The sequence below is a fragment of the Salibacterium halotolerans genome (genome assembly GCF_900115625.1).
GTDB classification, from domain to species: domain Bacteria; phylum Bacillota; class Bacilli; order Bacillales; family Marinococcaceae; genus Salibacterium; species Salibacterium halotolerans.
Map to the genome: position 1 here is coordinate 96,921 of NZ_FOXD01000007.1, position 25,964 is coordinate 122,884.

Sequence of the window (25,964 nt, forward strand, 5' to 3'; positions counted from 1 at the left end):
TATGTTGTTTAAAGGGGTATTACACTTTTTTTTGTTTTCTTTTTTGAATCCAATCAATAAAAAATGGATACAGCACCGACAGTATTGTCATTATGGTTAATACAATCGATACAGAAGAAGCGGACAACATGTTAAAAGGATTATCATGAGCGACGAGACCTTTTCTGAAGTTTTGTTCCATATCAGATCCTACAATGACCGCAAGTATTAAAGGGGCAATAGGAAAATCCATCAGTTTCATAATCAGCCCAACCAACCCAAAGATAACCAGTATATAAAAATCAATCATACTGTAACTCAGCGTGTACGTTCCTATGAACGCTAAAACCAGAATCAGCGGATACAATATCTTCGGAGGCGTATTTAAAATTCTTACTAATACTCCTATTAACAGAATGTTTATAATAACCAGAAATATATTGCCTATAAACATGCTGTTGACCATTGTCCATACCATATCAGGATTGTTTTCAAACAAAAGCGGCCCCGGACGTAATCCCAGCATAATAACAGCACCTAATATGACAGCTGTCGTCCCGGATCCTGGAACCCCCATGGTTAAAAGCGGTATGAAAGCTCCCACCGATCCTGCATTATTCGCGGATTCTGGTGCTGCTAATCCCGCCGGATCCCCTTTACCAAACGTTTGGGGTCTTTTAGCAAGCTGCCGTTCGGTTGTGTAGCCGAGCATTGATGCAATAGAACCACCAGCTCCTGGTAGTACACCTACGATAAAGCCGAGCGGACCGCTTCGTATCACCGGCCATTTGATCTTTTTCCATTGGTCTTTAGTTATCCATTTTTTCCCTATTTTATTGTTACTTGGAATTATGGAATCTATGTTGATGAAATTAAACAGTACCTCTCCAACAGCGTATATTCCGATAATGACAACTAAAAAGTCTATTCCTTCACTTAGCTGCGGTATATCAAATGTAAAGCGGTAAACACCGGTTTGAAGATCGATTCCAACAGTACTAAGTATTAAACCAATAGACATAGAAATAAAACCCTTAACCATGTTACCTTTGGAAAGCGATACAATCGCTGATAAAGTAAACAGCATAAGCATAAAGTATTCGGCAGGGCCGAATCTTAAAGCAAAGGAGGCGAGGGGCTTAGCTAACAGGATAAAACCGGCAATTGCGCACAACCCGCCTATAAGTGAAGAAATTGCAGATATCGTTAATGCTTGACCTGCCTGCCCTTTTTGTGTCATTGGGTAGCCATCAAACGTTGCTGCGATTGCCGAGCCATCACCCGGAGTGTTTAAAAGGATAGAACTTCTGGATCCCCCATACATAGCACCATAATAAATGGCTGCCATTAAAATCAAAGCACTTGTAGGATCCATTCCGAAAGTAATGGGAATTAATACAGCTACTGCAGTAGCAGGTCCCAGCCCCGGAAGCATTCCAACAACTGTACCCAGCAATCCACCAAGTAACACCCATAACAGATTTATAGGGCGGATAGATACCATTAAACCTTCAAGTACATTTTGAAAATCAACTCCCAATTTTCTCCCTCCATTCTATGGCAGACTTACCTGTAGTAGTTGAGCAAAGGCATACCAGGACATAATGGAAAATATAATTCCAACAGCCATATTTTGCTTCCATTTATACCTTCCATTAACTACAAAAAGCATGGAAGTTAAAAATATCATCGTTGAAAATAAAAACCCAATTCGTTCAAATAATAAGATGTAAACAAGGATTAACGCTAAAGAAGATCCAATGAGATAAGGAGTCCGTCCAGTCAATAACCCTTTGAGCTCTTCTAACTTCTCTTTACGCTTTTTCCATTCCTGTGCCAAATAAACGGAACTGATTATTACTAAAAATGTCCCTATTAATGCAGGAAAATATTGTGGAGCATGTGGGTTTCCGGTCTTAGACAGGGGTATTTGCAGTGTAAGAAGCAAATAGATCAAGCCTGCCGCAATTAAGATGATGGGAAAAACCAGCCTCGTCATAACCTTCTCCTCCTTATTGAACGTTTCAAGGGGGAATGAATCCCTTTTTAAAGGATTCATTCCAGGATATTAATCCGTTAACCCTGCTTCACTAATTAATTCTTCATAGTTTTGAGTCTGTTTTTCCAGATACTGGCGGGATTCCTCGCTGTCTTTATAAAAAGACTGCCACTCATTATTTTCAAGTACTGTCTGCCACGCATCTGTCTCGATCATTTGGCTGATTTTTTCATCCCAATACGCAATTTCTTCTTCGGTCATATCTGGAGGCCCCATTATACCTCTCCAGTGCGGAAATACCATATCTACACCTTGTTCCTGCCAAGTTGGCACTTCATCCAAACCATCAATTCTTTCTTCTGATGAAACCGCTATCATATTAATTTCTCCTGCTTTATGCTGTTCTTTAGCTTCTGAAACCGACATGGTAGCAACATCAATATGACCTCCCAGTAGAGCTGTTACAACATCTGCGCCACTTTTATAAATCTGAAACTCCAACTTAGGTACGTCGACACCATACTCCTTGGCCGCCTGCACAAATGATAAGTGATCATTGTTCCCCAATCCTGGAGCCAGACCAATTGTTAACGATTTAGGATCTTTTTTTAATTGTTTCATTACTTCTGAACCTTTTTCATACTCCGAATCAGGAGAAACCGCAACGGAGATCCACTCTGTTGTAAGAATGCCAAGTGGTGTAAAATCTTCATAAGTCAGGTCGCTTTGACCAAGTAGATTATTCGTAATAACTAAGCTGGAATTAATGGCCATACTATGTGCATCCTGATTCCTCAAGTATTGCCAGCCAACTTCGCCACTACCTCCGGGTTTATTGACAACATTTATATTCTGCTCAATAACCCCTTCATCCGACATAATTTTCTGCATAGCCCTTGCTGTTCCGTCCCAACCACCACCAGGTGATGCAGGTGCTACAAATTCAATATCTTTTGTGGGAAAATCAGGCTCTCCTCCTGATCCACTCGTACTTGAAGAACATCCAACAATAAAGAATAGCAATATTAAGGACACAATTCCTGTCCACTTACCTTTCATCCTTTCACTCCCCTTTTTCTAATAAATTCAGAAATAATACAATTGCCTAACGTACATCGCATCCCCCTCTCTCTTTAAAGTCAAGTAAGCGTTAAGCAATTGCTGTAAACTCATCATATTATTCTGACCATGTTATGTCAGCGTTTTCATAATTAGATACGTTTATAATATAAAATGAATTTTGTGTATTTTGTTCACGATAATTCGCTTTACAATAAATAGTATTTTCGTTCTGGTCTTCCTACCATCCCATATTCTTGTTCTATTCCAACTTTCTCAATCGATACAAGATATTCTAAATACCGGCGGGCGGTTGTTCTTGAAGCCCCGGTCTCCTGTCCCATATCCTCAGCCGTCCAACCATTGCCCTGCTTCTGCATTTTTCTTAACACCTTGTTTAATGTAATGCTGTCTATCCCTTTAGGAAGATTCTCAGGCATGTAAAGTTTACCAGACGGTGTGCTGAATAATTTATCAACAACACCTTGATCGATGTACTCCTGATCCCCCAGTAAATTTTGACGCTCTTTATATTCTGTTATCACTTCAATAAACCGCTCCAAAGTTACAGGCTTAATTAAATAATTAAAAACGCCCTTGCGGAGACTCTCTTCAAGAAAACTTTTTTCTTGAGCAGCAGTGATGATAATAATGTCCAGCATAGGAGATATGTCACGGACATTCTGTATCAAATCGGTTCCTAAATAGTCAGGCATATAAATATCAAGTAGCAGCATATCCACGTTGTCATGATTTTTTACGAATTGGATGGTATCTTCTCCATTTAGTGTTTTTCCTATGACTTCAACTCCTTCTATCCTATCAACAAACTTCTCATGAATGCCGGCCACCCGAAAATCATCTTCCGCGATTACTACTTTAATCATTTTATTTCCCCCTTGGTTCTTTTGGAATAAAAACGCTGAACGTGGTTCCGCTATTATTCGATGTTATCTCAATGCTTCCGTTTAGTTCATCTATGACTTCGTTCACATTAAAGAGACCGAAACCACGTTCTTTCTCCGGATTTTTGGTAGAATATCCTGCTTTAGCTGCCTGAGTAAGAGTAAACTTTTCCATGCCGCTTCCGTTATCGGTTATTTCAAATATAATATCCTGCCCTATGTCCAGCGTGGAAAATGTAACTCTTCGTTCTGTTTGATTTATAACTTCTTCAAATGCATTATCTATTAAATTACCTATAATAGTAGCTACATGATACACCTCAATATGAGATGGTAATTCTTCAATATGACTATTTTCATCCACATTGAAATTAATTTTCTTTTCTGACGCCTTACTCATTTTTCCAAGTAAAATTGCCTGCACTTTTGTATCTTTAATGAGTTCAAATATCAAGCTGTTACTGTTTTTGATGTCAATAGCTTCTTTTTGAACCATTTCCAGAGCTTCCTCATAACTTCCTAACTGCAAAAGACCTGAAATGACATACATTTTGTTGGCAAACTCATGGGTTTGGGCTCGAAGATCTTCAGAGTATTTTTTTACTTCTGAAAGTGTATTAATCATTTCTTTAATTTCCGTTTTATCCTTAAACGTCGCTACAGCACCAACTAGTTTTTCTTCCTCAATAATAGGAGTCAAATTTAAAATGATGACTTTATTGTTAATGTAAAGTTCTTCGTTTAATTGCGATTTACTCTTCTTAATTGTATTCGTTACATTCACTTCTGGAATGTTTTCCTGAATTGGGCGATTGACAATATCATGGGACAAGTTCAAGAGCGTCTTTGCTGAGTGATTAATCATTGTAATCCTTCCACTTTCATCCGTTGCAATAACTCCTTCGTTAATAGAGGACAACACAGAATTACGGTCACGGTATAACGCTGCAATTTCACGTGGTTCAAGTCCCAGGGTTTCGTTTCTTATGTGTCTGGCTAAAAAAATACTGGCGCAGACTCCCACCAAAACAACGGCAAGCGCGATATACAGTATATTTTTCACCCAGTCGAAGATCTCCTTATAAATATTGTCTATTAAATAACCAACTGATACGACTCCTAATACCTCACCATCTTCAGATAGAACAGGAGCTTTGCCCATCACTGATTTACCTAAAAATTCTTTTGAAACAATATTATAATAACCGCCAAAAACTGCAGCCCGGTATCCATCATCAAATTCCTGATATTCTCTCACACGTTCTGTAGAAGGGTGCGTTAAAATAATGCCGCTTCGATTTTGTATAATAATAAAATCTGCATCATTTTGTATGCTGAATTTTTCCGTGAGAGCTTGAAGGGATGCAGCAGAATCGTTGTCTTCTTCCTGGAGCGCTTCGCTTACTGCAGGTATATATGAAATTGTCTTCGCTGTTTGTAAGCTGATTGTCTTTTTGTTAGAAAAAATTTGATTCGTCTCAAAGTATGTGAAAATACTAAGAAGTAAGACAATTAACGTCACAATTAATCCAACTACCATCCCTGTTATTTTAGTTTTTAAAGAGACTCTAAGTAATTTTTGAATCATATATCCCCCTTTTTGTTGAAGTGTGTATTAGCTTTCATATCTGGATACTTCAACAAACTCCATTTTCCCTATAAAAACTATAGCATCTTATGCCAAATATATTGCAGAGAAAAAAAGTATTATTTAATACTTTTGTCGTAAAGTCCTTTCATTTTTTACTTATTTTCAGTTGGAAAAGAATCCAGATCTGTATCAAAAAGGTACAGCTCCTTTTTGATGAAAGAGAATGCCAACATAGGCGGGAGGGGATGGCGGCAGCGTAAAACCGGTATGTCAGCGGGGCCCTTTCGACTGTCATTCATCAGGACGTGGACACTACGCTGCTGAGAAAAGAAATTAGTGTCCACCGGCAAAAATCAGTGGACACTAGCTGCCGGCACCGCGGGATTTAGTGTCCTTGGATCCCGCTTCCGTGGACACTATGCATACCGCCGGGCGGTTTAGTGTACATGGAGCCACTGCGCACCGGAACAACTGCAGCAGCTACGGAACAACCGAATCACAGCTTCAGACGCCGGACTTTACAAAAAAAAAGCGCCCCGGCCCGGGACGCTTTTTTTATCATTATTTTGCTTCGGTGTTAATCGTTACTTCGATGTTACCGCGTGTTGCCTTGGAGTAAGGGCACACTTGATGGGCAGCGGCGGTCAGCTCTTCTGCTTCCTCCTGGGACACGCCGGACACTTCCACGTTCAGTACGACACTGATTTTAAATCCATCGTCTGATTCATCTTTGTTGAGGCTGACTTCACCGTTTACAGTGGATTCAATGTCTTTTTTTTGGTTTTTAGCGACAAGATTCAACGCACCGTCATAGCATGCGGAATAGCCTGCTGCAAACAGCTGCTCCGGATTGGTACCTGCATTAGACCCAGCTCCCGGAGTGACAAGATTCTGATCAATTTGTCCGTCTGAGGATTTAACGTGGCCGTCACGTCCGCCCTGTGCTGTTGCTTTTGCTGTATAGATTGCCATACGATCACCAATCCTTTTCTTGTATTATGAGTAGAAACATTTATGTTGCACAATGGTATGTATTTCACGTTCTGCCTGTAATTAAACATGTATTTGAAGATTTTTTCGATATTTGCGAAGAACGTTTTTAAATTATTTGATATAATAAGGGTTACACAGCATAATGAAGCGAAACATGCAGGATAAAGGAGTCAACAGTTATGCAGAACCCCATTTCCTACCCAGCTTCCATGGATTTACTGATGAAGACGCTGGATGCTGCGGGATCGGGCATTATCATTACCGATCCGGACCAACAGGATAATCCAATCATTTACGCGAACAAAGGCTTTTCTCACGTAACCGGCTACGAAACAGAGGAAATTATCGGTTTCAACTGCCGTTTTCTGCAGGGGCCGGATACGTCGGAAGCGGAAGTAGATAAACTCCGCCGCGCCATTCAGGAGTTGTCGGCTGTATCCGTTCAGATTGTCAATTACAAAAAAGACGGCACCCCGTTTTGGAATGACCTTCATATGGAGCCGATATACATAGAAGAAGAAGAAAAGTATTATTTCGCCGGCGTGCAGAAAGACATCACAAAGCAGCGCTCCGCTGAAGACAAGGCTGCCGATTACAATAAGGAAATCCAGCTGCTCTCTGCTCCCATCATCCCGATCGCCGACGACATCTTTGCCCTGCCGGTAATCGGAAATGTCAATGAGGAACGGATGCGCATTATTTTCGATCAGACGACGGAAACGATTCACTCTTCCAAAGTCAGCATACTGATTCTGGACCTCTCCGGCCTGACCAGTCTCGATGAGGAAACGATGAAGGGACTGTTTGGCCTTTATCATCTCGTCCGTCTGCTCGGCTCTGAACTCGTCATCACCGGTATTTCGCCGCAGCTTGCAATGAAGTCGGCCAGTATGAACGCCCGTATCGGCAGCATTAGAATATTTTCGACCATTAAAGATGCGGTAAAAGTGCTTCAGAACAATGTTTAAAATTTTATGAAGGATTTTAGCGGAGACCGCTTGCAATCATTTGAAAGCCATGATATGATGAACTTGCTATTTTGTCACCTAGGATTGATGGGGATGGACATTCCGGTTGATCATAGCGTTTAGCAAGATAAGTAATTTATTTGGTGCGTGGAAAGCGTACACAGGAGGATCACATGGAACAAGGAACAGTAAAATGGTTTAACGCAGAAAAAGGCTTTGGATTTATCGAGCGCGAAGGAGCAGACGACGTGTTTGTCCACTTCTCCGCAATCCAGGAAGAAGGTTTCAAAACACTTGAAGAAGGCCAGCAGGTAAGCTTCGAAATCGTCGAAGGCGACCGCGGTCCACAAGCTGCTAACGTTAACAAACAGTAATGACAACTTAGATATAAAAGAACCCTCCACCGCGGGGGTTCTTTTTACGTTTTGGGCTTGTTTCGACGGTTATGCCTGCCTCGTTACAGCTCCGCCGCATCTTCCGGATATGTCACACGGAGCATAACATCCTTATTTTTCCAATTAAAACTAAAAAAACGGCCGGGGTCTTTCCTTCGCGAAAAACTCCGGTCTTCTTTTTAGTGTCTAGTTTTTATGAAAGGTATCAGAAAACATAGACATGAATGCATGGACCACTTCCACGGACTGAAAAGTGAGCAGGCTGAAAGCGGTCAAAGAAAACAGTCCTACAGCAATAACTCTGACATGCTGAAGCGCGTGTAAGACTACCATCGTGTATCCCTCCTGTCTATTTTATTCTACTCTTCCTCCGTGAAAATGAAAAGCAATGAGCTCAGCTTTTGACTTCACCTACGGCCGCACGCTGTAATACATCCAGAAACGCACCGCCGTAAGTGTCGAGTTTCTGCCTGCCGACTCCTTTGATTTCCATCATCTCCGATTCCTGCTGCGGCAGATAACGACAGAATTCTTTCAACGTTTTGTCCGAGAACACCATGTAAGGAGCGACGCCGTGCTGTTTGGCCAGCTGCAGCCTGAGCTGCCTCATCTCTTCAAATAGCGGATCTTCGGTACTCACCGTTTCGGCGGTCAGTGTCTCTTTGCGCATGACCCGGGCTTCCCCGCGCAGCACGTCCAGTGCCGCGTTCGTCAGCCGCAGGACCGGATAGGCCCCGTCAGACAGCGAAAGATAGGCATGCGCGGCCAGAAAATCAATAAAGGCGGCGACATCTTTCTGGGTTCTGTTTTTCATAAGGCCGTAGGTGGTCAGCGTATGGAGCTTGAGCGTGCGGATCTTCTCATTGGACGATCCTGCCAGTACCTGGGCAGTCATCACTTTTCCGAACCGCTCCCGCATACGTTTTACACATGAAAACACCATCTGCGCTTCTTCGGTCACATCCTCAAGCGTCCGGTCATCGGTACAGTTCAGGCACCTGCCGCACGGCTCCTGTGGTTCTTCCCCGAAATAGCGGAGCATCTCATTCTGCAGGCAGTCTTCGGTGTGGCAGTAATGAATCATCTGCCTAAGCTTCCGGTATTCTTTGTCTTTGCGGTCTTCCTCCAGCTGGGACTGATCAATCAAAAATTGGTGTGTGCCTGCGTCCTGCGGTGAAAATAACAACGTACAGTCGCCGGGCGCTCCGTCTCTGCCGGCGCGCCCCGCTTCCTGATAATATGATTCAATGTTTCTCGGCGTGCGGGCGTGAAGCACGTACCGGACGTTTGATTTGTTGATCCCCATGCCAAACGCCGTCGTCGCCGCCATGACCGTCACGTCATCATACACAAAACGCTCCTGCGCCGCTTCGCGTTCCGCCGTTTCCATGCCGCCGTGGTATTTTTCGACGGACAGGCCTTCTTTGTGGAGCATCTCCCAGAGCTTCTCCACTTCTTTTCTCGTGTTCGCGTAAATAATGCCCGGCTGGTTCTTGCGTTTTTTGACGTAATCGACGATATAAGCCTCACGGTTCTGTCCTTTCACGACAGAAAACGTTAAATTCTCACGGGCGAACCCGGTTTTGACGACTTGGTCTTCCGGAATGTCCAGGGCATGCGAAATATCTTCGGCGACCTGCGGCGTTGCGGTCGCAGTAAGGGCAAGCACCGCTGCACTGCTGCCTGTAAAGGAAAGAAACCTTGGGATTTCCAGATAAGCCGGCCGGAAATCATGCCCCCACTGCGACAGGCAGTGAGCTTCATCCACGGCGGTCAGGGAAACCGGGATGGACTGGAGCTGATAGAGAAATTCCTGATTCGACAGTCGCTCAGGTGCGACATACAACAGCCGGCATTCTCCTCGGCGCAGCGCCTCCATCCGCTCCCTCATCTCCCCATGAGACACGGAGCTGTTAATGAATGTCGCAGGAATACCGGCTTCCCGCGCTTCATCCACCTGGTCTTTCATTAAGGAAATCAAGGGAGAAATGACGATAGTAATCCCCGGAAGCAGCAACGACGGAATTTGGTAACAAACCGATTTGCCCCCGCCCGTCGGCATAATGCCAAGCACGGACTGCCGCTGCATAACGTGATGCAGAATATTCTCCTGTCCATTCAAAAACGTTTCATAACCGAAATGGTGCTGCAGTTTCTCTTTCGCTTCGTCCAGCATAACCGTCCTCCTGTTCTTCATCTATTATACTGCGCTTTCGCTTTATTGAAAAAGGGATTTTTCAATGATTAGCAGAACGGACGGAAGGGAATGGAAAAAACCAAAATGCTTTTTACCCAAAGGAGGAGAACATGAAAAAAATGATAGCAGCAGGGGGGCTTGTCGTACTGCTTGGCGCGTGCAGTCCCGAAGACAACGGAGGAGAACAGAGCGGCGGAGACGAACCGGCAGATGGAAGTAACACGATGGATGACACGCCGCCTCCCCTGTCAGCCGAAACGATCGCCAGCGGTCTGAATGTTCCGTGGGAAGTGCAGATGCATCAGGGTTCCTTTTACATCACCGAGCGGGGCGGAACTATAGTCCACGTGAATGAAAACGGGGAGAAACAACGGCTGGAGCTTGAGCTGAACGAACCGGTCGCTGCTTCCGGTGAAGGCGGACTGCTCGGTTTCCAGCTGGCGCCTGATTTCGCGCAGTCCCGTAAGGCATGGGTGTATCACACATATGAAATGGATCAATCATTGTCGAACCGAATCGTGTCGGTGACGCTCGAAAATGGAACATGGCAGGAACAGAACGTGCTGTTGGACGGTATCCCCGGAGGCTCCATCCATAACGGCGGCCGCCTGAAACTCGGACCGGATGATATGCTGTATGCGACCGCCGGAGACGCGGGAAACGAAAACGCCGCCCAGAACAGGGAATCCAATGCCGGCAGCATTCTCCGTATGACACAGGACGGAGACGTACCGGAAGATAACCCGTTTGAAGGCTCGTATATTTATTCGTACGGCCACCGGAATCCGCAGGGCATCTCCTGGAATGAAAACGGAGACCTGTACAGTTCCGAACACGGCTCGAACGCTCGTGATGAAATCAACCGGATCGAAGCGGGCGCGAACTACGGCTGGCCGGAGATCACCGGGGACGAGAGCGCAGACGACATGCGGACACCGCTCTTCCACTCCGGATCGAACACGTGGGCCCCGTCCGGCACAACGTTTGGTAGCGCCGGTGCCTTTTACGTCACCGGCCTGCGCGGCACCCAGCTGATGCGCTTTGATGTGGATAATGAATCAATGGAAGTCGTGTTCAGCGGCGAAGGCCGGCTCCGCGATGTGCTCCATCACGACGGCTCGCTGTATGTGATAACCAATAACACCGACGGCCGCGGCAGCCCGGATGAACAGGATGATCTGCTGCTCAAACTCGACAGCAGCTCGTGATTGTGCAGTCGGTTGACTCATAACGATGTTTCATACGGATGGTGGAGCGTGCTGTTCTGCCATCCGGATTTTTTTATGACTTACCAGCCAAATTGCATCATTCACATGCCGAACGCCCGTCCATACATGCCAAGGGAAAGGTAATACCGTCCGAGTCATTTAGTACAATCCAACCTGAGCTGGATACATGCCAAGTACGTCCATTTACATGCCAAATCAACTGGAATACATGCGAAGTCCAAATAACAGCGGTGCAGCTAAAAAAGGCGCCGGAGCATACACCCTGACGCCTTCTTTCTTAATTAAAATATTTTCTGCCGGTCCCGCTCTTCTTTCAGCATCTCCACTGCTTCGCGAAAGCGCTGGGAATGAACGATTTCCCGTTCGCGCAGGAACTTCAAGCCGTCGTTCAGATCAGGGTCATCACTCATATCAATAATCCATTGATATGTAGCCCGTGCCTTTTCTTCGGCCGCGATATCTTCATACAAGTCCGCAATCGGATCCCCTTTGGCCTGAATGTAGGTCGCTGTCCACGGCGCGCCGGCAGCATTGTGATAAAACAGCGCGTTATCATGGTTGGCGTAATGAGCACCAAGCCCCGCCTTCTCCATTTCTTCGGCGGTGGCGTCTTTGGTGAGTTTGTAGACCATCGTCGCGATCATCTCGAGGTGCGCAAATTCTTCGGTACCAATGTCGGTCAACAGCCCGATCACCCGGTCCGGAATCGAATACCTCTGATTCAGATACCGGAGGGCCGCGGACAGCTCTCCGTCCGCTCCCCCGTACTGTTCGATCAAATACTTCGCGAGCATCGGATTGCAGGTTCCTACTTTCACCGGGTACTGCAGTTTTTTTTCATAAATCCACATACACAGCCTCCTCCCTTAAATCTGCCATGGCCAAGGTGCCTGATTCCAGTTCCATGGATAGCCGCTGTAACTGTGGCCGAACTGCTGCAGCGGACCCATATACTGTTCCACTTTCGGAACGAGTATCCTTCGGTGGTAGGAGGCTTCATTAAACTGCTGGATCGCGGCATAATCTTCCGGATGGGTATCCAGATACAGCGTAAGTTCCACAAGGACAAAATCCACCACCTGCAGTTCTTCCATCAGCTGATAAAACTCTTTCGGGAACTGCACCTGACTGCTCATGCCTCTTCCCTCCCCCAGTATCTGCCGTTGTACGGAGAAAACAACGCCGGCCACAGGGTACCGGCGTAAAGCGCCTGCTGCGGCTGGTATTGCGGCAGATTGTACGGCTGATAACCCAAGTACAGCTGCGGCGGGGTTACATAGGATTTCACGCGGATCGGCGGACAGGGATCAAATGGACTGACATAAGGCCGGTAGTATTTCTGCTGGGTAAATTCATTCATGTGCATACCTGCCCCTTTTTTAACGGATTACTGTCACCTTATGCCGATTCAGCCCCTGTTAGAACGATTTTTCCATACTTCTTTTCCTTTTTTCAGCCACTTTTTCGCAAGACTTGTCTGATAAAAGAGATCAAATGCTGTGCTGATGACAAGGCCATACAGCACAACTCCGAGAATGCTGAGCAGAACAAGCAGAAACCTGCCCGCGCCGGTCACCGGGTCAAAATCCGACCGTCCGAAAAAAATGAGCGACATCAGGCTGCTTGAGAAGGCATCCCAGTAACTGGTCAGCTCCGGCTCGAGATGATAGAGAGGTATAATGGTAATAAACAAAAAGCCGAACGCCAAGGAAGCGACAAGCGCCAGGTTCTGCTTTTTCAGAAAGCGGATCAGCGGCATCGTGTAATATTTTGTGATCGTCTTCAGGCGTAGAAGGTGGAGGATCCTTGCGAAACGCGCGAACTGGAAGATAGCATCAAGCGGAATGACGGCGATAACAAGAAAGGGATTGGACTTGATAAACTGCCATTTGCTGTCGGCACGCCAAAGCCGGTAGACAAAATCCGCGAAAAACACGCCCCACGTTCCCCATATCAAATAATTGTCCGCTGCAGTGTCATACCAGAGCGTTCCAATCGATAACGCCGCCAGGAGCACCATGATAACTTCGTACGTGATATCCAGGGTGGAGCGGTCTGTGTTTGCTGCACTCATGCTCAGCCACTACTTTCTTTTCTATGTATAATGCAGGATGTTATATCTTTAAAAACCGGAGCGGTTCTGCTCCGGTTTTCTTTACCCTTGATTTATCCCAGATAAGCTTCGAGTTCCTTGAGAAGCCGCGTATAAACTTTCTGTCCTTTTTCAAACTGAGAGATCCGGTAGAATTCGTTTGGTGCGTGCATGCCTTCGTCAAAGACAGAATAGCCAAGCTGGATCGTATGCACGTCAAGCAGCTGCTGCAGGAGTCCGGTAATCGGAATCGATCCGCCGATGCGGAGCTGGGCGGGTGTTTTCTCCTCCACGTGCTGCACCGCTTCTTCCACGGCTTTCAGGCCGGGGTGGGTTTCCGGAAGCATGTAAGGGTACGCTTTTCCTTCGAGCGGAATGACAAACGCCTCCACTTCCTCCGGCGTATGGCGCTCCACGTGCTGCCGGATGAGATCAATGATCTGCTCCGGATTCTGATCCGGCACGAGGCGGCACGTGACTTTGGCGTGAGATTCTGCCGGGATCACCGTTTTCACGCCGATGCCTTGATAGCCGCCCCACAATCCGTTGATATCAAGGGTCGGACGGATCAGCGTCTGTTCTCCCGGCGTGTAACCCGGCTCGCCGTACACCCGGTCCACGCCGGCATTCTGCTGAAACGTATCATTGGAGCTGAAGGTGGCGTTGATTGTTTCTTTTTCTTCATCTCTTCGTTCCACCACGTCGTCATAGAATCCTTCCACCGCCACCGTACCGTCTTCGTGCTTCAACGAATCGAGAATACGCGCGAGAGCCTGCGCGCTGTTTGGCACCGCACCGCCGTACAGGCCGGAATGAAGATCCCCACGTGCGCTCCGCACATCAATCTGCACCCCGGCGAGGCCGCGCAAGCTGACCATTGATGCAGGCTTCTCTTCTTCTATCCGCCCGGAATCGGCGCTGATTGCGGTATCGGCGCGCAGCATGTCTTTATTTTCTTCCATAAATCCGGCAAGCGATGGGCTGCCGATTTCTTCTTCGCCTTCAAACAGGAATTTCACGTTCACCGGCAGTGTTTTGGCGTCTTTCAGCCATGTTTCACACGCAATCACCGGCAGCAGGACGTTGGCTTTCATGTCTGTTGCGCCTCTGGCATAAATCCGTTCGTTTTCGATGACTGGTTCAAACGGCTGGCTGTTCCATAAATCCAGCGGTTCCGCCGGCTGCACGTCATAATGCCCGTAAAAAAGAACCGTCGGCGCACCTTCGGCATGAAGCCAGTCCCCGTACACAATCGGATGACCGTTTGTCTCCATCACCTTCACGTTTTCGATACCCGCGTACTGCAGGCGCGACGCCGTCCACTCCGCCGCCTGCTGCACACTTTCCTTGTATTCAGGCAGGGTCGAAATACTTGGTATCCGGAGAAACTCCGTTAATTCATCGATAAACCGTTTCTGATTGTCCGTTATATAGGAAAAATCCATGTCACTGCCTCCCTGTGATTTGCTTCTTTTATTGTATCATGTCATTTCTAAAAAAAATATTTAAAAACCCCCTTGCAAAACTCGAGGGGTTCTTATATAATAGAATTTGTCTTGCGGTTGTGGCGGAACTGGCAGACGCGCACGGTTCAGGTCCGTGTGGGCATAGCGCCCTTGGAGGTTCAAGTCCTCTCAGCCGCACCAATTTTAACATGAAATGCAGGACCCATAACACAAAACAGTGTTGGCGTAAAAGTCAGCACTGTTTTTTATATTATAAATATGGACCCATAGTGAAAGTTTTCCACGTTTTATACCATTTTTCAACATTAACACAGTAACTGCATGATTTTATCTTTTAACGGCGGAAGCTCTTTATCAATAACATTACACACGAAGTCATTATCTACGCCGAAATACTCATGAATTAATACGTTAATGTTGGAATACCTCTATTCTCTTCCTGTCTATTCGAGAAGAACCGAAACGAAAAAAAGGTTTTATTTCTCAATAAAAATGTTTTATGTTAGCAATTTGCAAGACTAGTGGTTAATAACGAGCTGATTTTCTCTGAAAACTAAAAAATAGCGGAATGGAGGTCCGGGAACTCCTTTAAAAACAGGCATATTTCAGGAAATAGCGGATCACATGTCCGCTTTGTCAATTGTTGTGATCCCGCATATATAATAGAAAAAACCTGCTGTGTTTATTACAGCAGGCCGTTCCGCTTTCATCTATACACCGGAGTACGCCATGAATCCACCATCAACAGGTACGGTCACTCCAGTCACAAATCCTGACATGCTATGATCGGTCAGCCACAGCAGTGTGCCGGTTAAATCATCCGGATTTCCGAAACGTTCCATCGGCGTCTGCCCGATAATTTTGCGGGAACGTTCGGTGTATCCTCCATTTTCATCAAGCAGTAAACTGCGGTTTTGAGAGGTTAGGAAAAAACCCGGGGCAATCGCGTTACAGCGGATATTTTCTTTTGCCATATGCACAGCCAGCCACTGCGTAAAGTTATCAATACCCGCTTTTGCCGAGCTGTACGACAATACTTTCGTCATCGGGCTGGGTGCGCTCATGGATGAGATATTTATTACTACAGGGCTTTCCCGTTTCAGCATTCCTTTCATAAATACCTGTGTCGCCAGCACCGTGCCAATGTAATTCAAATCAAAGACATGTTTCAGCCCTTCTTCGGTCAAGTCGAAAAACGTTTTGACCTGATCGTTCTGCAGATGTTCTTTTTTAAAGTATTCTTCCGAGGTCGCTGCATCGGGATGGTTGCCGCCGGCGCCGTTGATTAAAATATCATAACCTTCATAGTATTTTCTTATTTCCCTGTCTGCCTCCTCAATACTTTCAAGCTGCAGTACGTCACATGCCACGCCAATCGATTCGCCGCCATCCCGGACGATGTCATCGGCTACGGCATCTGCCTTTTCTTTTTTCCTGCTCAGCACCGCGACTTTTACACCCTGTCTGCCCAATTCACGGGCCATTTCTCCGCATAGCACTCCGCCGCCTCCTGTAACGACCGCGACTTTTCCTTGTAAATTTGTGTGATTGTTCATTTTAGTGTTCCACCTTTCTCTAAGTGATCCCAGATGCCGAGCATATACATTATGCCTAGTGCTCTGTCATAAAGACCGTATCCAGGTCTGCAGTTCTCTCCCCATAAATGGCGGCCGTGATCCGGGCGGATATAGCCTGTATAGCCTATATCATGATAAGCCTGGATCACTTCGACAATATCAACAGAGCCGTCCCCTGCCCGGTGTGATGTTTCAATAAAGTCACCATTATGAAACCTGCGCACATTACGGACATGAGCAAAATGAATACGATCGTGAAACTCATGAATCATCGCGGGAATATCATTGTCCGGATGAGCGCCCAGCGCTCCGCTGCACAGCGTAATGCCGTTGTACCCGCTTTCCACCAGGGCGGTCAGTCTTTTTAGATCATTACGCCCGGTTATAATCCGGGGAAGGCCGAAAACCGACCAGGGCGGATCATCCGGGTGAATCGCCATCCTGACATCACATTCCTTGCAGACCGGAATCACTCTTTCCAGGAAATACTGCAGATTCCCCCAAAGGTCTTCTGCCGTAATATCTTTATATTGATCAATTAAACCTTGTATATGTTCAAGCCTTCCCGGCTCCCACCCAGGCATCGTAAACTCCGGGTTTTCTGTAATTTTTTGAATCAGTTCTTCCGGGGTAATATTTTCAATTTGACTGTTTTCATAAAAGAGGGCCGTAGAGCCATCTCCCAGTTCCTTATGAAGATCCGTTCGTATCCAGTCAAACACCGGCATAAAGTTGTAACATATCACCTTTACTCCGGAAGCCGCGAGATTTCGTATCGTTTCTACATAGTTGTCTATGTATGTTTCCCGCGAAGGAAGTCCAAGCTTGATATCTTCATGAACATTCACACTCTCCACCACTTCGGCGTGTAAACCATGGGAATGAATCAAGTCTACAGTTTGCTCAATCTTCTCTTTCTCCCAGATTTCTCCCGGCTGCTTTTCATGAAGAGCCCAGGCTGCTCCACCTGTTCCGGGTATTTGATTAATATCGTTTAATAAAACGCTGTCATTGTCTTCACCGTACCAACGAAAAATCATATTCATAACCGTTACCCCATTTCAGCAACATTGTACTGTTACTTCATCTTTCAATTCATTTGTTGTATACTAGTATATAAGAATCGCCGATCCAAATCAACCAGAAATTAAAGCGCTGACATTTTTTAAAAATTGAAGGTTGTGAAGAAATTTTCAGTATGCTAGTATACAAATATGTTAATAAGCTGTTTTTTTGAAAGGGGGAAAAGAAAATATCACAACAGTCTATGAGAAGTAATGGGTACAGCGCCATCAAAGATCAGATCATCAAACTGGAAATCCATCCCGGACAGAAAGTTACAGAAAACGAGCTCGCGGAACGGTTTGACGTCAGCCGCACTCCCATTCGCGAGGCCATTGTGCGTTTATCCCAGGAAGGGTTAATTGATGTTTATCCACAGCGGGGCACATTTGTCTCCCTTATCGATGAAGAACATGTCGAAGAAGGACGCTTTATGAGAGAGCACATGGAAATAGCCGTCGCAAGACTGGCTTGTGAGAAACTTTCCGCTACTGCTCTTCAGGATTTATCAGAAAACCTTGTCCTTCAGGAAATGAGCGTAAAAGAGAAAAACTATCAGAGAATCTTCCAGCTGGATGAGGATTTTCACCGGATCATTTTTGCCGGCTGTAAAAAGCAGAGAACATGGCAGTCGGTACAGAGCATGATGGTAAATCTGAACCGGACCAGAATGCTCAGTCTGGCTTCTGAGTACAACTGGGAAATGATTTTAAATCAACACCAGAAAATTTATGAAGCCATTAAAAATAAGAAACCGGGCGAAGCTGAACACGTAATGAAAGAACATTTATCCTTGGTCAATATTGACCTGGCAGAATTAAAAGAACGCTATGCCAGTTATTTTCAAGGAGTCGAAACGTAAAACATGGGGCGGTATTCTATGAATCTTCAGGAAAATGTAAACGACGTCATTCAAAAGACACCTGTGCTGGATATGCATACTCATCTTTTTCCTTCAGCGTTTCATCAACTCTGTTTAACCGGTATTGACGAGCTGCTGACGTATCACTATCTGGTATCGGAAGCATTTTTATGGTTGGATATGGAGTATGCTTCGTTTTTCGAACGGCCCAAAACGGAACAGGCGGAGATTGTATGGAACACCTTGTTTGTACAGCGTTCTCCCATAAGCGAAGCATCCCAGGGAATACTGACGGTGCTTCAGGAACTGGGGATCCCTTTTTCCAGGGATCTGAATGATATTCGATCCCGCTTTGCTGCTTTCGATCACAACGATTACCCCGAGTATCTAATGAAGGTGGCGAACATTTCTTCCATTGTAATGACAAATAATCCGTTTGATGCTGCCGAAAGGAAGTATTGGGACAGCCATACAACATTTTCACGAGAAACATTCCTTCCAGCCCTGCGGGTCGATCCCTTGATCAGTCACTGGACCGAAGCCGCCATAACGCTTAGAAATGATGGCTTTCCTGTATCAGACACGGTGAATGATCAAACCATTGAAACGGCGAAACAGTATATACGTTCTTGGGTGGAGACAATGAATCCTGTTTATATCGCTGCATCTCTGCCATGGGATTTCCCTAAAAGCAACGTTGAAAGCGCTTTACTAGAAAGGTGTGTTCTGGCTGTCTGTCAGGATTATAACCTGCCTTTATCTTTAATGATAGGAACAAAAAGAGGACTTAACCCTGATCTTCAAATGGGCGGAGACAGTACCGGACAATTTAATTTTGAATATTTAGAAAACATATGTATGCAGCATCCGAATCAGAAGTTTCTCATTACTATGTTATCCCGGGAAAACCAATATGAACTGACCGTTCTCGCGCAAAAGTTCCGCAATGTGATGGTATTTGGCTGCTGGTGGTATTTAAATACACCCCAGTTCATGGAAGAGATCACGCAAATGCGCATGAGCCAGCTGGGAATACGGTTTATTCCACAGCATTCGGACTGCCGGGTGATGGAACAATTAATCTATAAGTGGAAACATTTTAAAGACGTGTTTTCCGGGTTATTGTACAAGCACTACGAGGCCCTTGAAACGAAAGGGATACCTGTATCCCGGTCTGATATAGAGAACGATGTCTATGCTATGTTTCAAACGAACTTCCGGCATTTTATTACTAAAAAATAAGGAGTGAACAAACAATGAAACAACTTTTTTCTATATTGACAACAGCCAGTCTTCTTTTCCTGGCAGCCTGTGGTGGAGGAAGCTCCAGCGGGAGCGGGGAAGAAAACGGAGAAGGATCTCAGGACAGCGGCGGGAGTGAAGAATCTTATACGCTGCAGATTGGTATTGTCGTTTCTGAAAACGATCCCATGTATGAAGGACTGGAACAATTCAAGAGTAACGTGGAAGAAAAAACTGATGGTAATCTAACTGTAGAGTTATTTCCTAACTCATCTTTGGGAGATACACCGGAAATACAGGAACAGGCCATCTCCGGTGCGAATGTCGGAACACTGGCCGACGCCGCTATCATGTCGGACTATAAACAGGAAATCGGAATCCTTCAGGGGCCTTACCTTTTTGAAAACTATGAACAGATTCAAAAAGTCACGAATTCCGACCTTTTTGCAGGATGGAAAGAAGATCTCGCATCGGAAAACAACCTTCAGATCCTTTCATTTAACTGGTTCCAGGGATCCAGACATATCATCAGCAATAATGAAATACGGACTCCGGAAGACCTGAACGGTCAGAACTTAAGAACAATCGGCGCCGATATTTTCACGGAAACAATTGAAGCGATGGGAGCAAATGCCACCGGGCTGGACTGGGCGGAAGTTTACTCCGGCATTCAGCAAGGCGTGATTGACGGTGCAGAAGCCCAACATTCTGCAACCCATGGAGCCAGCCTTTATGAAGTAGCCGATTATTATTCCAAGACGAATCATATCCAGCTCATCACCGGCCTTGTTGTCGGAGCAGATTGGTTCAGCAGCCTGCCGGAAGAATATCAGAATATCGTAAATGAAGAAGCCAAAGCAGCGGGCCAGTATGCATCTGAAACCGTTATGGATAGTTCCAGTGAATATGAAAGCATGATGGAAGACGAAGGAATGACCATTATCGAACCGGATACTGCTCCGTTTAAAGAAGCGACAAAAGGTGTGTATGAAGAATTCGAAGGATATCCGGAACTGAGGGACCAGATCACGGAAATCATTGAAAACGAGTAATTTTACAGGAGGGACTCTATCTTGAAACATCTAGCCGTTATCTTAACAAGAATTGAAGATATTGCTACCAAGCTGCTCCTCACCTCCATCGTCGTTTTGGTATTTTACTCCGCAATGGTCAGGTGGCTGGGAGTCCCTATTGCCTGGTCTGTAGAGATGGCTCAATTACTATTTATATGGCTTGTCTTTCTCGGGGCCAATCAGGCCCTTCGAAAAAACCGGCATATAGGCGTGGATATTTTCACCAACAAACTTCCTGAAAAAGGAAAAGCAATATTGAATATAGTGACAGACTGCCTCATTGCCGGTTTTCTTCTCATTATTATCATCTATGGTACACAGCACGCATTCGATCATGCGTTGCGGAGCGTACAGAATCTGCCGATCAGCTATTCCTATATCACATCGTCCGTGCCGGCAGGGTGCGCTTTAATGCTTTTGACACTACTTATAAAATGGATGTCTTTCTTTTTCCGAAGCAATCAGCAGACGTCCCTCACGGAGGACACTGACAGTGATTTAAGGGGGAAACTATCGTGATCTGGGTTGTACTTTCTTTTGTGTTATTAATTATTCTTAATGTACCAATCGCTTTTTCTATTGGTATATCCGGGTTGATTTATTTTCTGCTGGATCCGAATCTCCCCATTAATTTGGCCATACAGCGTTTTGCATCCGGAACCCAGTCCTTCCCCCTGCTTGCTGTCCCATTCTTTGTACTGGCGGGGAATTTACTGAATGCGACCGGAATAACCGAGCGTCTTATTCATTTTGCTAATGCGTTAACAGGACACTTGGCCGGAGGTCTTGCTCATGTTTCCATCATATTAAGTGCGATGATGGGCGGTGTTTCCGGTTCAGCCAACGCCGATGCTGCCATGCAGAGCCGTATTATGGCTCCGCAGATGATCACCAAAGGTTATTCCGGCGGGTTTTCCGTTTCCGTTATTGCTTTAAGTGCTTTGATCACAGCGACCATTCCTCCCAGCGTCGGTTTAATCCTATACGGCTTCGTCGGAGAAGTTTCCATCGGCCAGCTGTTTATCGCCGGTGTTGTGCCAGGTATCTTAATGACGATCACTTTAATGATAACCTCGACTCTCATTTCAAAGAAGAGAGGGTATAAGCCCGCAAACGTGGAACGCGCTTCGTTGAAAACGGTATGGAAAACCTTCAAAGAAAGCTTTTGGGGGCTTCTATTTCCCGTTATTCTGATAGTGGGGATCCGCTTTGGCGTTTTTACCGCTTCTGAAGCTGGAGCGTTTGCCGTCGTCTATGCGTTTTTAGTTGGAATGTTTATTTACAGGGAACTGGATTGGAAAAAACTTAATAAAGTCCTAAAAAATACCGTTGAAGATAATGCTGTGATTATGTTGATGATTGCTGCCGCTTCCATTCTTGGATATGCGATTACATCAGCACGTGTGCCACAGCAGGCAACCGAGAGCATGCTTGCGCTCACGGATAATGGATTTCTCATTATGTTCATCGTATTACTCTTCCTGCTGATCGCAGGCATGGTGATGGAGGCAACGGTTAATACTTTGCTTCTTACCCCGATTCTACTGCCGATCATAACAAATATAGGTGTCGATCCGGTTCATTTCGGTATTCTAATGATGACCATCGTAACCATGGGCGGAATGACTCCTCCCATCGGTGTCACGATGTATACCGCATGCTCTTTATCCAATGTCTCCGTGTATGATTATATGAAGGAGTCGGTTCCCTTTATCGTATCTATCATTGTGCTTGTCGTCATACTCGCCATCTTCCCTCAAATTTCATTATTCCTCCCCAATTTATTAATGCGCTAAGCATAAGCGGTTCTTCTATGCAGAAGGGCCGCTTTATTTTTCAGATTCTTGTTACTTGCACTTCATACTAACAGGGACTATAATATAGCCGCAAAACCATTCCTGACATAGATTATGTACATCCTATGTCTTTTATAAAGAAGGCTCTCCTATGATCGACGTCAAAGCGAAAGCTTTCTGGCTGCAACGCTGGCACTCAGTGCTTCAGCACTGATGACCTTCGCCAACCTGTAATTTCCGCAGCCGCTCCCTTTGTTCTCAGAATCATTCGGTGTATCCGAAACAATGGCGAGCCTTCTGATTTCGGTGCCGTTATTTGTACTCGGCATCAGATTTTTTGTCTATACAGCGTTATCGGACGCATTCGGGAGCCGTATCATTATATTTCTTGCTATAGGGTTTGGAACTGTCGGCACCCTTATCATAAGTGCCGCCCTTGCCTTTGAAATCATGCTGGCCGGACGGATATTTCAAGCGGCCGGGCTCGCCGGCATTCCGGTGGCAGGGATGGCATATATCAGTGAAGAGTACAAAACCCGGGCGATGATGATAGCAGTCGGTGACTACATCAGCTGTAACAGCCTCGGCAGGATGAGCGGCCGTGTCTTCAGCGGGATATTAACCGACCTCTGGAACTGGCGTGCGCGTTTCTTGTGATGGCAGTGTATTGGCCTACTGGCTCCTGCCGCCTTCACAGAAATTTCAGCCCAGACCGTTTAAGCTGAAAACGATCATTGTTGTAGACATCGGAGCAGGCACAGGTAATTGTAGTTTTGAACTTGCTAAGAGTGGTTTAAATGTTTTAGCAGTATCAATTATCGGGCGCGAATCTTTAATAAGGGTTGGTGCCAATGATGCGCCATTAGGCCATTTTGTGGAACAAGGGTTTTGCCGTGAGCATGCCAGGTAATTAAACAGGACAGCTTTCAGGGATGGGATGTGAAAAAATTGAAAAGGTCAATTTCCAAAGTTACCATAGCAGCAGGTCGTCGCCAGACCGTTGGGCTTAAATCGGACGGCACAGTGATTGCTGTGGGTGATAATAAATATGGCCAATGTGATGTAAGCGGTTGGCGTGGCATCCAACTGCCTAGCATTAGATTTCAATGAATTGATCGATATTGGCAGGTGATTGACCTAAAAGCACAAATTATGCCGCAATCGGGCGCGATTGTGGAAAAACCACAAATTTAAAAGACTTTATTGTTACATCCATGAAGTGTTATTCAGCAATTGCACCAAAAATTAAACAACTTTATTGTCATTAAACAAGATGTTCCATGTCTTGTTTAAAACGCATCAAATAAACTTCTTCCTTCTTCAACATCAACTAACAGATCAAGATCGCTTGCAGAATTGGCTTTGGATCGTACGACAGAACCAAACACTCTTACATTTTTCATGACGTGTTCCTGCGCTTTTTCCAAAACCACACCGCGCTTTTCCTGAAGATCGTCTAACATTCAAATCCCTCACAATCTTCATGTTTTTTTGTATTCATTATACCATATTCCAACAAATTTTTATGTTGGAGAGTATCTTTTAACACAATCGAAAATAGTAGAAACCGGCGGATAAAAGATGGCAGAGCATTTTTTTCTATTTCCATCAACAAGTCGGCAGCTGGAACACCTCCGTGTTCTCCTGCTACTCGATTTTTCTTTGCTTCACCATTCCAGTCACAATCGGAGTGAAGACTCCAATCAGAATAATAGGCAGCATCCACACCCCTGCCCCTTCCCTCCAGCCCAGTGCAATAGTGATAGACTTCACTAAAAGAAAGGCAAACATAATCAGGCAGATATTTTTCAGCTGGTTCACCATCTTCCGGCTGTTGCGGTAAAAACGGGCGGCATTGGACGCATTCAACCGCTTGGGATAGTTGTGGATTTCCGGGAACTTTTCAAACAGCGTCATCAAAATAATAGTAAAAACCCCAACGCCCGGCAGGAGCAGGAGCTCCCATTTCGACCCCGAGCGGTCCACCTCCCCCGCTGCGTTATAATGGGCGGGAATCTGCTCCGGAAGCGCACTCCAGGTCAGGGGCAGAAAAACAAGAGAACAGAAAAAACAGAAATACCCGATGATATCCCACACTTTTTCGCTTTTTGTTTTTGGAATATTGATTTTAGGACGATCTTGAAATGCTGCCATCCATTCCTCTCCCTTTGAACAAACACTTCTATGCCTTCTTCGTATTTTTCATCATTGCAATCTATTCTTTACATTTAGGATAATGGAAATTACAACAGCTCACAAGAAGAGGTGATGGCATGAGTGATTTGTCAGATATTCTAAAGGAATCGAATCATACCGTGGTAATGACCGGGGCGGGCATGTCCACTGAAAGCGGACTGCCGGATTTTCGTTCGAGTACAGGGTTATGGAAAAACCGTGACCCGGCGGCGCTGGCGAGTGTGGATGCGATGGAACACCACCGCGGCGATTTCTTTGAATTTTACCGGTCTCGCATCGAGGCGCTGCACGGCGTCGAGCCCAATGCCGGACACCGGATTCTCGCAAAGTGGGAAGAACAGAGTATTGTGCAGAGTGTAATTACGCAGAATGTGGACGGGCTTCATCAGCAGGCCGGAAGCCGTAACACGGCGGAACTGCACGGTTCCATCGCGGGACTGCGCTGCCATTCCTGCGGACACGAGACCGAGAACAGCCGCTACCTGGAACATGATACGACCTGCCCTGTCTGCGGCGGGTTTCTCCGGCCGAGTATCGTGTTGTTTGGTGAAATGCTGCCGGAACAGGCTATTGCAACCGCGCAGCAGGAGGCCGCCCGGGCCGACCTTTTTCTTGTTCTCGGCACCAGTCTCACCGTCGCCCCTGCCTCGCATTTTCCAGCGGAGGCAAAACAGCAGGGCGCCCGGCTTGCCATTGTTAATCAAACGCCGACCGACATGGATGACGAAGCAGACCTCCTCATTCAGGGAGAAAATATCAGCACCGTGCTCAGCGAAGCGGATGCCTGCCTTCAGGACGGACCTTAATTCAGGGTCCGTTTTTTTATGATAACATCGCAGCACCCTTTCCTTTTCTTCCATAAAGTTTGAAAAATAATCTGACAACACATGCTTGTAATTGGAAATGATGTGATACTACTTCATTACATTTAAACGAAAGTCCGTCATACAAAAGGGTGTCTTTATGGAAGAGTTTCAGTTTCATATCGATATGGTGTGGATTATGCTGGGAGCGGTGCTGGTATTTGGCATGCAGGCTGGTTTTACTGCTCTGAAGTCCGGGCTCACCCGGGCGAAAAACTCTATCAACGTCGCGTTGAAAATTATGACGGACATCCTGATAACATCTGTCGTATTCAGTCTTTTCGGTTTTCCGCTGATGTTCGGGGCGACATACGGAGAATGGTTCGGCACAGATGCGTTTTTCCTTCTATTCTATCACATCCACCAAACGTAAAGAGTGCACGCCCATTATTTGGACGTTCGCTCTTCTACGTTCCCCTC

The 25,964-nt window shown here is 45.8% G+C and carries 31 protein-coding genes and 1 tRNA gene; 14 read left to right on the plus strand and 18 right to left on the minus strand.

Features of this window, described 5'->3' with window-relative positions:
- Positions 1-19: 19 nt before the first annotated feature.
- The 6 genes from BM124_RS07795 to BM124_RS07820 form a co-directional block, all read right to left on the minus strand.
- The gene (locus tag BM124_RS07795; RefSeq protein WP_170841036.1) at positions 20-1,519 is read right to left on the minus strand and encodes a tripartite tricarboxylate transporter permease; all 1,500 of its coding nucleotides are present in this window, start codon (positions 1,517-1,519) and stop codon (positions 20-22) included.
- A 15-nt stretch (positions 1,520-1,534) separates the two neighbouring features.
- A complete protein-coding gene (locus BM124_RS07800; RefSeq protein WP_093336561.1) occupies positions 1,535-1,978 on the minus strand; it encodes a tripartite tricarboxylate transporter TctB family protein in 444 nt (147 codons plus the stop codon).
- A gap of 69 nt (positions 1,979-2,047) precedes the next feature.
- A complete protein-coding gene (locus tag BM124_RS07805) occupies positions 2,048-3,037 on the minus strand; it encodes a tripartite tricarboxylate transporter substrate binding protein (protein ID WP_093336563.1) in 990 nt (329 codons plus the stop codon).
- A 209-nt stretch (positions 3,038-3,246) separates the two neighbouring features.
- Positions 3,247-3,924, minus strand: coding sequence for a response regulator (locus BM124_RS07810; protein WP_093336565.1), 678 nt, complete (start codon positions 3,922-3,924; stop codon positions 3,247-3,249).
- 1 nt (position 3,925) lies between these two features.
- Complete coding sequence (locus BM124_RS07815) at positions 3,926-5,530, minus strand: ATP-binding protein (RefSeq protein WP_093336566.1); 1,605 nt, start codon at positions 5,528-5,530, stop codon at positions 3,926-3,928.
- Positions 5,531-6,094: 564 nt separating this feature from the next.
- Positions 6,095-6,505, minus strand: a complete 411-nt coding sequence (locus BM124_RS07820) for an organic hydroperoxide resistance protein (protein WP_093336568.1) — start codon at positions 6,503-6,505, stop codon at positions 6,095-6,097.
- Positions 6,506-6,705: 200 nt separating this feature from the next.
- Between BM124_RS07820 and ytvA the strand changes: the two genes are divergently transcribed.
- Both ytvA and BM124_RS07830 read left to right on the plus strand, forming a co-directional pair.
- Complete coding sequence (gene ytvA, locus BM124_RS07825) at positions 6,706-7,494, plus strand: YtvA family blue-light photoreceptor (RefSeq protein WP_093336569.1); 789 nt, start codon at positions 6,706-6,708, stop codon at positions 7,492-7,494.
- Positions 7,495-7,667: 173 nt separating this feature from the next.
- Positions 7,668-7,868 (plus strand): cold-shock protein, encoded by a 201-nt coding sequence (locus BM124_RS07830; RefSeq protein WP_026703289.1) that lies wholly within the window; start codon positions 7,668-7,670, stop codon positions 7,866-7,868.
- A 207-nt stretch (positions 7,869-8,075) separates the two neighbouring features.
- Here the strand turns inward: BM124_RS07830 and BM124_RS18880 are convergent, their stop codons facing one another.
- Together BM124_RS18880 and recQ are read right to left on the minus strand one after the other, a co-directional pair.
- Entirely contained in the window at positions 8,076-8,222 is a 147-nt protein-coding gene (locus BM124_RS18880; RefSeq protein WP_170841037.1) for a hypothetical protein, read from the minus strand.
- Between the two features lie 61 nt (positions 8,223-8,283).
- On the minus strand, positions 8,284-10,065 hold the full coding sequence (gene recQ, locus BM124_RS07835; protein ID WP_093336571.1) for a DNA helicase RecQ: 1,782 nt from the start codon (positions 10,063-10,065) through the stop codon (positions 8,284-8,286).
- 131 nt (positions 10,066-10,196) lie between these two features.
- Here recQ and BM124_RS07840 point away from each other — a divergent pair, with 131 nt between their 5' ends.
- Positions 10,197-11,294 (plus strand): PQQ-dependent sugar dehydrogenase, encoded by a 1,098-nt coding sequence (locus tag BM124_RS07840; RefSeq protein WP_093336573.1) that lies wholly within the window; start codon positions 10,197-10,199, stop codon positions 11,292-11,294.
- A 302-nt stretch (positions 11,295-11,596) separates the two neighbouring features.
- Here BM124_RS07840 and BM124_RS07845 read toward each other — a convergent pair whose 3' ends face one another.
- From BM124_RS07845 to BM124_RS07865, 5 genes are all read right to left on the minus strand, one after another.
- Positions 11,597-12,166, minus strand: coding sequence for a manganese catalase family protein (locus BM124_RS07845; protein WP_093336574.1), 570 nt, complete (start codon positions 12,164-12,166; stop codon positions 11,597-11,599).
- Between the two features lie 15 nt (positions 12,167-12,181).
- Positions 12,182-12,451 carry a spore coat protein CotJB gene (locus BM124_RS07850; protein WP_093336576.1) on the minus strand — a complete coding sequence of 90 codons (270 nt, stop codon included), beginning with the start codon at positions 12,449-12,451 and terminating at the stop codon, positions 12,182-12,184.
- Complete coding sequence (locus tag BM124_RS07855) at positions 12,448-12,675, minus strand: spore coat associated protein CotJA (RefSeq protein ID WP_425288582.1); 228 nt, start codon at positions 12,673-12,675, stop codon at positions 12,448-12,450. Before BM124_RS07855 ends, BM124_RS07850 begins: the two co-directional genes overlap by 4 nt.
- A gap of 48 nt (positions 12,676-12,723) precedes the next feature.
- Positions 12,724-13,389 carry a hypothetical protein gene (locus BM124_RS07860; protein ID WP_212634946.1) on the minus strand — a complete coding sequence of 222 codons (666 nt, stop codon included), beginning with the start codon at positions 13,387-13,389 and terminating at the stop codon, positions 12,724-12,726.
- Positions 13,390-13,481: 92 nt separating this feature from the next.
- Positions 13,482-14,852: a dipeptidase gene (locus BM124_RS07865; RefSeq protein ID WP_093336578.1), complete on the minus strand. Its 1,371-nt coding sequence runs from the start codon at positions 14,850-14,852 to the stop codon at positions 13,482-13,484.
- Positions 14,853-14,965: 113 nt separating this feature from the next.
- Between BM124_RS07865 and BM124_RS07870 the strand changes: the two genes are divergently transcribed.
- Positions 14,966-15,053, plus strand: a tRNA-Leu gene (locus BM124_RS07870).
- A 125-nt stretch (positions 15,054-15,178) separates the two neighbouring features.
- Here the strand turns inward: BM124_RS07870 and BM124_RS19715 are convergent.
- From BM124_RS19715 to uxuA, 3 genes are all read right to left on the minus strand, one after another.
- Complete coding sequence (locus BM124_RS19715; protein WP_093336664.1) at positions 15,179-15,289, minus strand: HepT-like ribonuclease domain-containing protein; 111 nt, start codon at positions 15,287-15,289, stop codon at positions 15,179-15,181.
- Between the two features lie 294 nt (positions 15,290-15,583).
- Positions 15,584-16,429: an SDR family oxidoreductase gene (locus tag BM124_RS07880; protein WP_093336580.1), complete on the minus strand. Its 846-nt coding sequence runs from the start codon at positions 16,427-16,429 to the stop codon at positions 15,584-15,586.
- On the minus strand, positions 16,426-17,496 hold the full coding sequence (gene uxuA / locus BM124_RS07885) for a mannonate dehydratase (protein ID WP_093336581.1): 1,071 nt from the start codon (positions 17,494-17,496) through the stop codon (positions 16,426-16,428). The genes BM124_RS07880 and uxuA overlap by 4 nt, the downstream gene beginning before the upstream one ends.
- A 221-nt stretch (positions 17,497-17,717) precedes the next feature.
- Here uxuA and BM124_RS07890 point away from each other — a divergent pair, with 221 nt between their 5' ends.
- From BM124_RS07890 to BM124_RS18535, 8 genes are all read left to right on the plus strand, one after another.
- Positions 17,718-18,374: a GntR family transcriptional regulator gene (locus BM124_RS07890; RefSeq protein ID WP_093336583.1), complete on the plus strand. Its 657-nt coding sequence runs from the start codon at positions 17,718-17,720 to the stop codon at positions 18,372-18,374.
- A gap of 18 nt (positions 18,375-18,392) precedes the next feature.
- Positions 18,393-19,616 carry a glucuronate isomerase gene (locus BM124_RS07895; protein ID WP_139217085.1) on the plus strand — a complete coding sequence of 408 codons (1,224 nt, stop codon included), beginning with the start codon at positions 18,393-18,395 and terminating at the stop codon, positions 19,614-19,616.
- A gap of 14 nt (positions 19,617-19,630) precedes the next feature.
- Entirely contained in the window at positions 19,631-20,668 is a 1,038-nt protein-coding gene (locus tag BM124_RS07900; protein ID WP_093336586.1) for a C4-dicarboxylate TRAP transporter substrate-binding protein, read from the plus strand.
- A gap of 21 nt (positions 20,669-20,689) precedes the next feature.
- Positions 20,690-21,208 carry a TRAP transporter small permease gene (locus BM124_RS07905; RefSeq protein WP_093336588.1) on the plus strand — a complete coding sequence of 173 codons (519 nt, stop codon included), beginning with the start codon at positions 20,690-20,692 and terminating at the stop codon, positions 21,206-21,208.
- Positions 21,205-22,485, plus strand: coding sequence for a TRAP transporter large permease (locus BM124_RS07910; protein WP_093336589.1), 1,281 nt, complete (start codon positions 21,205-21,207; stop codon positions 22,483-22,485). The genes BM124_RS07905 and BM124_RS07910 overlap by 4 nt, the downstream gene beginning before the upstream one ends.
- A 252-nt stretch (positions 22,486-22,737) precedes the next feature.
- A complete protein-coding gene (locus tag BM124_RS07915; protein WP_139217086.1) occupies positions 22,738-23,142 on the plus strand; it encodes an MFS transporter in 405 nt (134 codons plus the stop codon).
- A gap of 10 nt (positions 23,143-23,152) precedes the next feature.
- Positions 23,153-23,395 (plus strand): hypothetical protein, encoded by a 243-nt coding sequence (locus BM124_RS18530; protein WP_139217087.1) that lies wholly within the window; start codon positions 23,153-23,155, stop codon positions 23,393-23,395.
- A gap of 29 nt (positions 23,396-23,424) precedes the next feature.
- On the plus strand, positions 23,425-23,595 hold the full coding sequence (locus BM124_RS18535) for an RCC1-like domain-containing protein (protein WP_139217088.1): 171 nt from the start codon (positions 23,425-23,427) through the stop codon (positions 23,593-23,595).
- Positions 23,596-23,774: 179 nt separating this feature from the next.
- On the opposite strand, the gene BM124_RS07920 is transcribed toward BM124_RS18535, so the two are convergent.
- Together BM124_RS07920 and BM124_RS07925 are read right to left on the minus strand one after the other, a co-directional pair.
- Positions 23,775-23,948: a nucleotidyltransferase domain-containing protein gene (locus BM124_RS07920; protein WP_093336593.1), complete on the minus strand. Its 174-nt coding sequence runs from the start codon at positions 23,946-23,948 to the stop codon at positions 23,775-23,777.
- Positions 23,949-24,132: 184 nt separating this feature from the next.
- On the minus strand, positions 24,133-24,639 hold the full coding sequence (locus BM124_RS07925) for a DUF1648 domain-containing protein (RefSeq protein WP_093336594.1): 507 nt from the start codon (positions 24,637-24,639) through the stop codon (positions 24,133-24,135).
- A gap of 119 nt (positions 24,640-24,758) precedes the next feature.
- Between BM124_RS07925 and BM124_RS07930 the strand changes: the two genes are divergently transcribed.
- A complete protein-coding gene (locus BM124_RS07930; protein ID WP_093336596.1) occupies positions 24,759-25,487 on the plus strand; it encodes an NAD-dependent protein deacylase in 729 nt (242 codons plus the stop codon).
- A gap of 157 nt (positions 25,488-25,644) precedes the next feature.
- Complete coding sequence (locus BM124_RS07935; protein ID WP_093336598.1) at positions 25,645-25,917, plus strand: ammonium transporter; 273 nt, start codon at positions 25,645-25,647, stop codon at positions 25,915-25,917.
- Positions 25,918-25,964: the final 47 nt, after the last annotated feature.